The organism is Streptomyces recifensis (genome assembly GCF_002154615.1).
In the GTDB taxonomy this organism is placed as follows: domain Bacteria; phylum Actinomycetota; class Actinomycetes; order Streptomycetales; family Streptomycetaceae; genus Streptomyces; species Streptomyces griseoluteus.
Map to the genome: position 1 here is coordinate 1 of NZ_MUNH01000089.1, position 9,992 is coordinate 9,992.

The 9,992-nt window shown below is 70.1% G+C and carries 6 protein-coding genes and 2 pseudogenes; 7 read left to right on the forward strand and 1 reads right to left on the reverse strand.

The window, feature by feature from the left end; genetic code table 11:
• Positions 1-211 precede the first annotated feature (211 nt).
• From CCN33_RS05785 to CCN33_RS05805, 5 genes and pseudogenes are all read left to right on the forward strand, one after another.
• Positions 212-970, forward strand: a complete 759-nt coding sequence (locus CCN33_RS05785; RefSeq protein ID WP_086691801.1) for an NUDIX hydrolase — start codon at positions 212-214, stop codon at positions 968-970.
• A 161-nt stretch (positions 971-1,131) separates the two neighbouring features.
• Positions 1,132-2,907 (forward strand): ABC transporter ATP-binding protein, encoded by a 1,776-nt coding sequence (locus CCN33_RS05790; RefSeq protein WP_086691803.1) that lies wholly within the window; start codon positions 1,132-1,134, stop codon positions 2,905-2,907.
• A 162-nt stretch (positions 2,908-3,069) separates the two neighbouring features.
• Positions 3,070-3,957, forward strand: coding sequence for a FadR/GntR family transcriptional regulator (locus CCN33_RS05795; RefSeq protein WP_086691805.1), 888 nt, complete (start codon positions 3,070-3,072; stop codon positions 3,955-3,957).
• A 432-nt stretch (positions 3,958-4,389) separates the two neighbouring features.
• On the forward strand, positions 4,390-5,910 hold the full coding sequence (locus tag CCN33_RS05800) for an RNA polymerase sigma factor (protein WP_086691811.1): 1,521 nt from the start codon (positions 4,390-4,392) through the stop codon (positions 5,908-5,910).
• Between the two features lie 112 nt (positions 5,911-6,022).
• Positions 6,023-6,416, forward strand: a pseudogene (locus CCN33_RS05805) (serine protease); the annotation flags it as partial.
• 111 nt (positions 6,417-6,527) lie between these two features.
• Here the strand turns inward: CCN33_RS05805 and CCN33_RS05810 are convergent.
• Entirely contained in the window at positions 6,528-6,758 is a 231-nt protein-coding gene (locus CCN33_RS05810; RefSeq protein WP_086691807.1) for a DUF7455 domain-containing protein, read from the reverse strand.
• Between the two features lie 439 nt (positions 6,759-7,197).
• On the opposite strand from CCN33_RS05810, the gene CCN33_RS05815 reads away from it, so the two are divergent.
• On the forward strand, positions 7,198-9,321 hold the full coding sequence (locus CCN33_RS05815) for a DNA gyrase/topoisomerase IV subunit B (protein ID WP_086691809.1): 2,124 nt from the start codon (positions 7,198-7,200) through the stop codon (positions 9,319-9,321).
• Between the two features lie 354 nt (positions 9,322-9,675).
• Positions 9,676-9,992: pseudogene (locus tag CCN33_RS05820) on the forward strand (DUF1453 domain-containing protein); the annotation flags it as partial.

Below are 9,992 nucleotides of genomic sequence, written 5' to 3' on the forward strand. Positions count from 1 at the left end.
AGATGTGTATGAGTGACAGCGCAGGCCCAGACCCGGCGCCCGACCCGCTCACGCCCCACCCCCTCCGGAGTCGGCAAGTCGTGTCACGACGGGGAGGACGGCTGAGCGGGCGCCCCGGACTACCCGATCCCTCCGTCGGAGGCCCAGCGGATTCACCGATCCTCCCAGCGAACGGAGTGTTTATCGTCAGGAAGACGACTATGATCGCGGCATGCCCTACGACCCGTCAGCGTTCCCGCCCTTCGCCGTCACCGTGGACCTGGTCGTGCTGACCGTGCGCCGCCACGCCCTGTGTGCGCTGGCGGTACGCCGGGGCGAGTCGCCCTTCCAGGGGCGGTGGGCGCTCCCCGGCGGCTTCGTACGGGACGACGAGGACCTCGCCCAGGCGGCGGCGCGCGAGCTGGCAGAGGAGACGGGACTCCGGGCCCACGATCCGGCGGCTCCGGCCCAGGACCACGGTGCCCACTTGGAGCAGCTCGCCACGTACGGCGATCCGAAGCGCGATCCGCGTATGCGTGTGGTCAGCGTCGCCCACCTCGCCCTCGCTCCCGACCTGCCCGCCCCGCGTGCGGGCGGCGACGCGAGCAACGCGCGCTGGGCACCGGTGGAGGAGCTGCTCCAGCAGGGAGGCTACGGCCGTGACGGCGAACCGAGGGCGCCCCTGGCCTTCGACCACGCCCTGATCCTCTCCGACGGAGTGGAGCGCGCCCGCTCCAAGATCGAGTACTCCTCGCTGGCCACCGCGTTCTGCCCGCCGGAGTTCACGGTCGGTGAGCTGCGCCGGGTCTACGAGGCCGTCTGGGGCGTGGCGCTCGACCCCCGCAACTTCCATCGCAAGGTCACCGGCACGCCCGGCTTCCTCGTCCCCACGGGCGGCACCACCACACGCCAGGGTGGCCGCCCCGCACAGCTCTTCAGGGCGGGCGGCGCCACTCTGCTCAACCCCCCCATGCTCCGTCCCGAGGTCTGAGGCCGGGCGTCGGATCATCACGGGCGCCGCAGTTGGGGAGCGGTCGCGCGCGGGACGCTCATCGGGCAAGTGAGCCATGCAGGTTGACCCTCCGCCGAACAACTGCCGGACAGAAGAGGTGATACCTGGAAAACCCGGCATAGCGCGCTATCTTCCGTCAGGTGATCCAGGCTGTCGGACTGACCAGTGATTCCCTCAAAGACCAGCCGCCCGCCGTCGAGGACGTCTCCTTCGAAGCGCACTCCGGCCAGGTGACCGCCCTGCTCGGAGCGGGGGGCGCGGGCAAGACGACGGTGCTCAGATTGATGCTCGAACTCCAGCGAGGGCGCGGCATCGCCTACTTCAGGGGGCGCCCGCTGCACTGCATCGCCCACCCCTCACGCGAAGTCGGCGTCCTCCTCGGCGATGTACCGGGACACCCCTCCCGCACGGTCCGCAACCACCTGCGGATGCTCTGCGCGGCGGCCGGCGTCCCGGCCAGGCGGGCCGACGAAGTGCTGGAAGAGGTCGGCCTCGTCAGCCTCCGCGAGGAACGGCTCGGCACCCTGTCCCTCGGGATGGACCGCCGGCTCGGCCTGGCCTGCGCCCTGCTGCCCGACCCGCACACCCTCGTGCTGGACGAACCGGCCGCCGGACTCTCCGCACCGGAGGCACGCTGGCTGCACTCCGCCCTCGGGGCGTACGCCGACCGGGGTGGCGCCGTACTCCTCACGACCGCCGACCCCAAGGAGGCCGCCCGGCACGCCGATCACGTCGTCACCCTGGAGGCGGGGCGGGTCGCCGCCGACCTGGAGGCGGTGGAGTTCGCCCGTACCCGGCTCCGGCCGCGAGTAGCCGTCCGCAGCCCCCATGCCGCACGCCTGGCTCACCTGCTCACCGCGGAGGCGCGCAGCGAGCGGCGTTCCGTGGAGGTCGTCCGCGAGGAGGGCAACCGCCTCTCCGTGTACGGCAGCACGATGGCCGACGTCGGTGAGACCGCCTTTCGGAACGGCATCCTCATCCATCAACTCGCGCATGAGGTGGGTGACATGCGGCCGGAGACCCTCGGGGAGGAGCGGCCGGCACCGGCCGAAGACGCTGCGGTGCCTGAGGGTGCCGCGGAGCCGGAGGAAGCCGAGACCGCGGAGGCCCCCGAACCCCTGCCGCTCCCCGTCGCCGTCCGCTCCGTACGCGGCCCCCTCCGTCCCCTGCGCTACGAACTACGGCGCGCCACCGGGATCAGCACCGGCTTCGTCGTCTGCGGTGCCGTCCTCGTCGTGTCCGCGATCACCGCCGTGGTGCTGGCCCGTATCGGGCACACCCCTCAGGCACGCCTGTTCGCCGCCTGGCCGCGCGAACTGCCGCTGCCCCCGGTCGCGCTCGCGGCGGGGCTGCTCGGCGCGCTCGCTTTCGGAGACGAGTTCCGGCATCCCGCGCTGGCGGCGGACCGGGGCACCGTTCCCCGACGGCTGGGGCTCCTCACCGCGAAGCTGTTCGTCTCCGGAATCACCGCCGCGATGCTGGCCTTTCTCGCGCTGGGCTGCGACGCCGAGCTTCTCTATCTCGTCTACGGACGGGAATTGGTCCAGGTCCCCGGAGACTGGCTGCCGCTGTGTGCGAGTTGGCTGGCGCTCGTGGTCGGCTGCGCGTGGGCCGGCGTGCTGGCGGCCGGGGTGTTCCGGTCCACGACGGCGGGGCTGGCGGCCGTACTCGCGGTGCCGGTGGCCGTCGTCCCGCTCGTGCACCGGTTCTTCGAAGGCTCATATGTGCGAGTCGCGGCCGGGATTCACGTGCGGATGCGGGAGGTTCTGCTGCTCCAGTGGCCCTTCGGGGGGGAGCGCTATCTGCTGGGACTTGCGCGAGTGATCGCCCAACCCGTGGGTGGCGCAATGACGTTGTCGCTCACCGCGCTGCTGTGCGCGTACTTGATCACGACGCTGCGCGCCAGGGCGAGATGACGCCATGAGGTGCGGTTTCCGAGCCGCTGTGCACACAACTCCCCACAGAAAGCCCGTTTATTTCCGATAAGGCGTCAATTGCGACGGGGTGAGCGATCACCCTTTCGTGTGCTTTTCACCAAAGCCCTCAAGGCAGTTGAAGGCAACGCCGACAAAAGATGCGTGAGTACCCTTGCGCACACCATGATGACCGCCGCCCGCTCCGCCGACTCCGGCCTCGCCGGACCGGGCGAACTCGACCGCTACCCCTACGCCGAGGCCCCGATGGCCGACCGTGTGACGGCGCCCGCCTGGGAGGGCGCCGATTCCGACCTGGGCCGCGTGGGCCGGCGCGCCGCGGGCAGTCGCGGGCGCGGACTGCACGGCCAGCTCGTCCAGCAGCTCGGTCAGATGATCGTCTCCGGCGACCTGGGTGCCGACCGCCCGCTGGTGCCGGAGGAGATCGGCCAGCGTTTCGAGGTCTCCCGCACCGTGGTGCGCGAGTCCCTCCGGGTCCTGGAGGCCAAGGGCCTCGTGAGTGCCCGGCCGAACGTGGGCACCCGCGTGCGCCCGGTGAGCGACTGGAACCTGCTCGACCCGGACATCATCGAATGGCGCGCCTTCGGCCCGCAGCGCGACGACCAGCGCCGCGAGCTGAACGAACTGCGCTGGACGATCGAGCCGCTCGCCGCCCGCCTCGCCGCGGGGCACGGCCGCGAGGACGTGCAGCAGCGCCTCGTCGACCTGGTGGAGATCATGAGCCACGCCCTCGCCCAGGGTGACGCGCTGACCTTCTCGCGGGCCGACGCCGAATTCCACGCGCTGCTCATCCAGGTCGCGGGCAACCGGATGCTGGACCACCTGTCCGGGATCGTCTCCGCCGCCCTCCAGGTCTCCGGTGGCCCCGCCACCGGCTGTGAGCGGCCGACCGAGGCGTCCGTCGCCCAGCACGCGCGGATCGTGGAGGGGCTCGGCAGCGGCGACGGCGCCGTGGCCGAGGGCGCGATGCGCCAGCTCCTCACCGTCCACCCCGAGGTGGAGCGCGTGGTCCCCGCGCCGCGCGAGCACTGACGGGGACACGGACGGCGCGCTCGCCCGTGGCGCGCTCCAGTGATCGAGATGGCGGTACCGCGACCGGGTCCCGCCGTCGCCGGACTCGGCCGGACTCCCTGGAATCCGGCCGAGTCCGGCGGTACGACAGGCCACCCGGACCGGCGAAGTGATCAAGACGGAAATCGGCAGCGGACCGCTTCGTTCACATGTGATCGCGTTTGGCTGTCGGGAGGGTGTGACTCGGGCCACGCGGATTGGGCGTAACGCTCCCGGAAACAGCGCGATGACCTAAGAGGTGAACAGCCGCGAAGGGAATACGGACGCCGTGCCAGGCGCTGTGTCTCTTCCCGGCCCCGCCCGCGCCGTCGGCCCATCCCCAGGCCGGTGGTCGGCTCCTGTCCATGACGGACGGTGCCGGAAGCCGCTTTCCAACGTTCCGAGAGGTTGTTCGTGTCGGCCAGCACATCCCGTACGCTCCCGCCGGAGATCGCCGAGTCCGTCTCTGTCATGGCGCTCATTGAGCGGGGAAAGGCTGAGGGGCAGATCGCCGGCGACGATGTGCGTCGGGCCTTCGAAGCTGACCAGATTCCGGCCACTCAGTGGAAGAACGTACTGCGCAGCCTCAACCAGATCCTTGAGGAAGAGGGTGTGACGCTGATGGTCAGTGCCGCAGAGCCCAAGCGCACCCGCAAGAGCGTCGCAGCGAAGACCCCGGCCAAGCGCACCGCCACCAAGACGGTCGCGGCGAAGACGGTGACCACCCGCAAGGCCACGGCCGCTCCGGCCGCCGCCACGGGTGAGGACGCCGACGACGCTGCCTCCGTCGCGAAGGCCGCTGCCAAGAAGACCACCGCCAAGAAGACGGTCGCGAAGAAGACCACGGCCAAGAAGACGGCGGCCAAGAAGACCAGCGCCAAGAAGGACGACGCCGAGCTTCTCGAGGACGAGGTCGTCGAGGAGACCAAGGCCGCCGACGAGCCCGAGGGCACCGAGGCCGCCGGCTTCGTGCTGTCCGACGAGGACGAGGACGACGCGCCCGCGCAGCAGGTCGCCGCGGCCGGCGCCACCGCCGACCCGGTCAAGGACTACCTGAAGCAGATCGGCAAGGTCCCCCTGCTCAACGCCGAGCAGGAAGTCGAGCTGGCCAAGCGCATCGAGGCGGGTCTGTTCGCCGAGGACAAGCTCGCCAACTCCGACAAGCTCGCGCCGAAGCTCAAGCGCGAGCTGGAGATCATCGCCGAGGACGGCCGCCGGGCCAAGAACCACCTCCTGGAGGCCAACCTCCGTCTGGTGGTCTCCCTGGCCAAGCGCTACACCGGCCGCGGCATGCTCTTCCTGGACCTCATCCAGGAGGGCAACCTCGGTCTGATCCGCGCGGTCGAGAAGTTCGACTACACCAAGGGCTACAAGTTCTCCACGTACGCCACCTGGTGGATTCGTCAGGCGATCACCCGCGCGATGGCCGACCAGGCCCGCACCATCCGTATCCCGGTGCACATGGTCGAGGTCATCAACAAGCTCGCGCGCGTGCAGCGTCAGATGCTCCAGGACCTGGGCCGCGAGCCCACCCCGGAGGAGCTGGCCAAGGAACTCGACATGACCCCCGAGAAGGTCATCGAGGTCCAGAAGTACGGCCGCGAGCCCATCTCCCTGCACACCCCGCTGGGCGAGGACGGCGACAGCGAGTTCGGTGACCTCATCGAGGACTCCGAGGCCGTCGTCCCCGCCGACGCCGTCAGCTTCACGCTCCTCCAGGAGCAGCTCCACTCGGTGCTCGACACCCTGTCGGAGCGCGAGGCCGGTGTCGTCTCGATGCGCTTCGGTCTCACCGACGGCCAGCCGAAGACCCTGGACGAGATCGGCAAGGTCTACGGCGTGACGCGTGAGCGCATCCGCCAGATCGAGTCGAAGACCATGTCGAAGCTGCGCCACCCGTCGCGTTCGCAGGTGCTGCGCGACTACCTCGACTAGGTCGAGTCCGCACGGACACCGAAGGCCCGGCTCCCCTCGTGGGGGCCGGGCCTTCGTGCTGCGGGCCATCGGGGGCTGAATGAGTCTGGGCCTTCGAGGCGCCCATGGCGGGGCGGGTGACCCGGCGTATGCGGCCGGCACCGAAGCCATGGTCTCGGGCTGGGGGGACCTCAGCGGCGGCGGTGCCTATGCGAACCGGCTGCGCGCCGCGCGGGTGCATGCGCCGGCTGACGACCTGTGCAGCCGCGCGCATCCGGGCGGCCGGAACGGCACCTACCGCGCCACCTCCATGCTCTGCACGGGAGAAGGCCACCGGAGGGCCGGACGCCTGCCAGGGCGACAGCGGCGGCCCGCTGGTCGCCGGGGGACGGCTGATCGGGCTGGTGAGCTGGGGGAGCGGCTGCGGGCAGGCGGGCACTCCGGGTGTCTACGCACGGGTTTCCCAGGTCGTGCGCACGCTGGAGCGGGCCGCGGACGAGCCCGAGAAGGCCCCCGAGCGCTCCTGAGAGCGCCCGGGGTGCCTTTCCGGGTACGAGAACGGGCGGCCGCTCCCCTGGGGAAGCAGCCGCCCGTCAACCGGCCTGTGCCGGGGCTGGCTCGTCGGGTGGGTGCGAGATTCAGCGCTCTTCAGTGGCAGAGGTGCCGGGAACGGAGGTGAGCCGCTCCGTCTCGTCCTGTATCTCAGCGGCGATCTTCTTGAGTTCCGGCTCGAACTTGCGCCCGTGGTGGGCACAGAAGAGCAGTTCTCCGCCGCTCAGCAGGACGACGCGCAGGTATGCCTGGGCGCCGCATCGGTCGCAGCGATCGGCGGCCGTCAGCGGGCTCGCGGGGGTCAGAACAGTAGTCACGTCGCCTCTTCTCTAGCTCGACGAGCTGTCGTACCAGGGTCAACATCCAACCAGGCCGAATTCGTTCCCGCTCGTGGCTTTCCGTCGAAAATTTCTTTCCGGATGGCTGGGTGTTGCCGGTTGGCGGCGAATGTGCCGTAGTGCGTGGTCTGGTGCGTACGGGTTCGCGCGGTCTTGGGGGTCGGTCCTCCCGGCTGGGTTGCCGGTTGTTGATGAGGACGTGCCCGGAGCCTAAATGGTTCATGCCTCGAAGGGAACGTGATGTGTGCTTCACTCCATCGAGGGATCGAACGTCCGTACGACCCTCAGCTAGTCTGAGTTCCCCGCCGAGGGTGGCGTTACACCGGCTCTACCAGGCATCGGTACCCTCTGAGCGGCGACCGAAGCCGGCCCCGTACCCACCAGGGGCCCATCTGAAATTCAGCGAGGAGCGAACCGCGTGACCGCCGATACGTCCGTGCCGTCCACAGCGCTGCTGGCAGGAGCAGACCGGGACGGCTCCAACTACACCGCGCGGCACCTCCTCGTCCTCGAGGGCCTGGAAGCCGTGCGCAAGCGTCCGGGCATGTACATCGGCTCGACCGACAGTCGCGGCCTGATGCACTGCCTCTGGGAGATCATCGACAACTCCGTGGACGAGGCCCTCGGCGGTTACTGCGACCACATCGAGGTGATCCTTCACGACGACGGCTCCGTGGAGGTCCGGGACAACGGCCGCGGCATCCCCGTGGACGTCGAGCCCAAGACCGGTCTGTCGGGCGTCGAGGTCGTCATGACCAAGCTGCACGCCGGCGGCAAGTTCGGCGGCGGCTCCTACGCGGCCTCCGGCGGTCTGCACGGCGTCGGCGCCTCCGTGGTGAACGCCCTCTCCGCCCGGCTCGACGTCGAGGTGGACCGGGGTGGCAGCACCCACGCCATCAGCTTCCGCCGCGGTGTCCCGGGCGCCTTCGCCCGAGGCGGCGCGGAGGCCAAGTTCGAGGCCGGGACCGGCCTCACCAAGACCAAGAGGATCCCGAAGAACCGCACCGGCACGCGCGTGCGCTACTGGGCCGACCGGCAGATCTTCCTCAAGGACGCCAAGCTCTCTCTGGACAACCTGCACCAGCGCGCCCGCCAGACCGCCTTCCTGGTGCCGGGTCTCACCATCGTCGTGCGCGACGAGATGGGGCTCGGCGAGGGCGGCAGCAAGGGTGAGGAATCCTTCCGCTTCGACGGCGGCATCAGCGAGTTCTGCGAGTACCTGGCCACCGACAAGCCGGTCTGCGACACGCTCCGCTTCTCCGGCCAGGGCACCTTCAAGGAGACCGTCCCGGTCCTCGACGACCACGGCCAGATGACGCCCACCGAGGTCACCCGCGAACTGGGTGTCGACGTGGCGCTGCGCTGGGGCACGGGCTACGACACCAACCTGAAGTCCTTCGTCAACATCATCGCCACCCCCAAGGGCGGCACCCACGTGGCCGGCTTCGAGCAGGCGGTCACCAGGACGATGAACGAGGTGCTGCGCGCCAAGAAGATGCTGCGCGTCGCAGAGGACGACGTGGTCAAGGACGACGCGCTGGAGGGTCTGACGGCGGTCGTCACCGTCCGCCTGGCCGAGCCGCAGTTCGAGGGCCAGACGAAGGAGGTGCTCGGCACCTCGGCGGCCCGCCGCATCGTCTCCACCGTGATCGCCCGGGAACTCAAGGCCTTCCTCACCTCCACCAAGCGGGACGACGCGGCGCAGGCGCGCACGGTCATGGAGAAGGTGGTCGCCGCCGCACGCACCCGGGTGGCCGCCCGCCAGCACAAGGACGCCCAGCGCCGCAAGACCGCCCTGGAGTCCTCGTCCCTGCCCGCCAAGCTCGCCGACTGCCGCAGCGACGACGTCGACCGCAGCGAGCTGTTCATCGTGGAGGGCGACTCCGCGCTCGGTACGGCCAAGCTGGCGCGCAACTCCGAGTTCCAGGCGCTGCTGCCCATCCGCGGCAAGATCCTCAACGTGCAGCGCTCGTCCGTGACGGACATGCTCAAGAACGCCGAGTGCGGCGCGATCATCCAGGTCATAGGAGCGGGCTCGGGCCGCACCTTCGACATCGACGCCGCCCGCTACGGCAAGATCATCATGATGACGGACGCCGATGTGGACGGCTCCCATATCCGCTGCCTGCTGCTCACGCTCTTCCAGCGCTACATGCGGCCCATGGTCGAGGCGGGCCGGGTCTTCGCGGCCGTGCCCCCACTGCACCGCATCGAGCTGGTCCAGCCGAAGAAGGGGCAGGACAAGTACGTCTACACGTACTCCGACCGCGAGCTGCGGGACACGCTCCTGGAGTTCCAGCGCAAGGGCGTCCGGTACAAGGACTCCATCCAGCGCTACAAGGGCCTCGGTGAGATGGACGCCGACCAGCTGGCCGAGACCACGATGGACCCGCGCCACCGCACCCTGCGCCGGATCAACCTCGCGGACCTCGAAGCAGCCGAGCAGGTCTTCGATCTGCTGATGGGCAACGACGTGGCGCCGCGCAAGGAGTTCATCTCCAGCTCGGCGGCGACGCTGGACCGGTCGCGGATCGACGCGTAGCCGTGTGCACTCGGCCTTGACCGGGTGCGGGCGGGGGTACGGGAGTACTGGCTTTGGCCGGTGCTCCCGTTTTCGTTGCCGTGCCGTGCCGTGCCGTGCCGTGCCGTGCTTGGCGAGTTCCGTGCCTCGGGTCAGGTGGGTCCGGGAGGTGCGGGAGGTGCGGGAGGTCCGGCGCCGGGCGGCGTGGCTCAGGTGCGCCCCGAGATCGCTCCACCCGTGGGTGGAGAAGTCCGCCCTGTGGAGATCCACCCGTGATCCACCCCGGCTCCGATCCCGTGGCCTGCGGATTTCCGTAGTTTCGAGGGTGTCGGGAGCGACCGCCTCCGACGCCCTCTCTCGTACACGGAGGCTCGGATGTCCGGGTTCGTCGATGCGTTGGTGATCGTGGCCGTCGCCGTGCTGGTGATCGCCAGGCAGTTCCGCACCCATGCCGTCGACGCCGAGCGGCGCTGGTGGCTGGCGCCCGCGATTCTCGCGGTCATGGCGCTGCGCGGGCCCGGCATAGTGGACTCCCACCACCGCGTCGAGTCGCTCGGACTGCTGGTCGCGGAAGTGGCCGTCGGGGTCGCCACCGGCGCCGGCTGGGCGTGGACCACCCGGATCTGGAGGGCGCCGGACGGGGTCGTGTGGAGCCGCAGCACCAAGGCCGCCGCCGCCGTGTGGGCCGGCGG

Bases quoted from the DNA above. Each gene is read 5' to 3' on its own strand.
- CCN33_RS05785 (WP_086691801.1), top strand. From the start codon at position 212: ATGCCCTACGACCCGTCAGCGTTCCCGCCCTTCGCCGTCACCGTGGAC.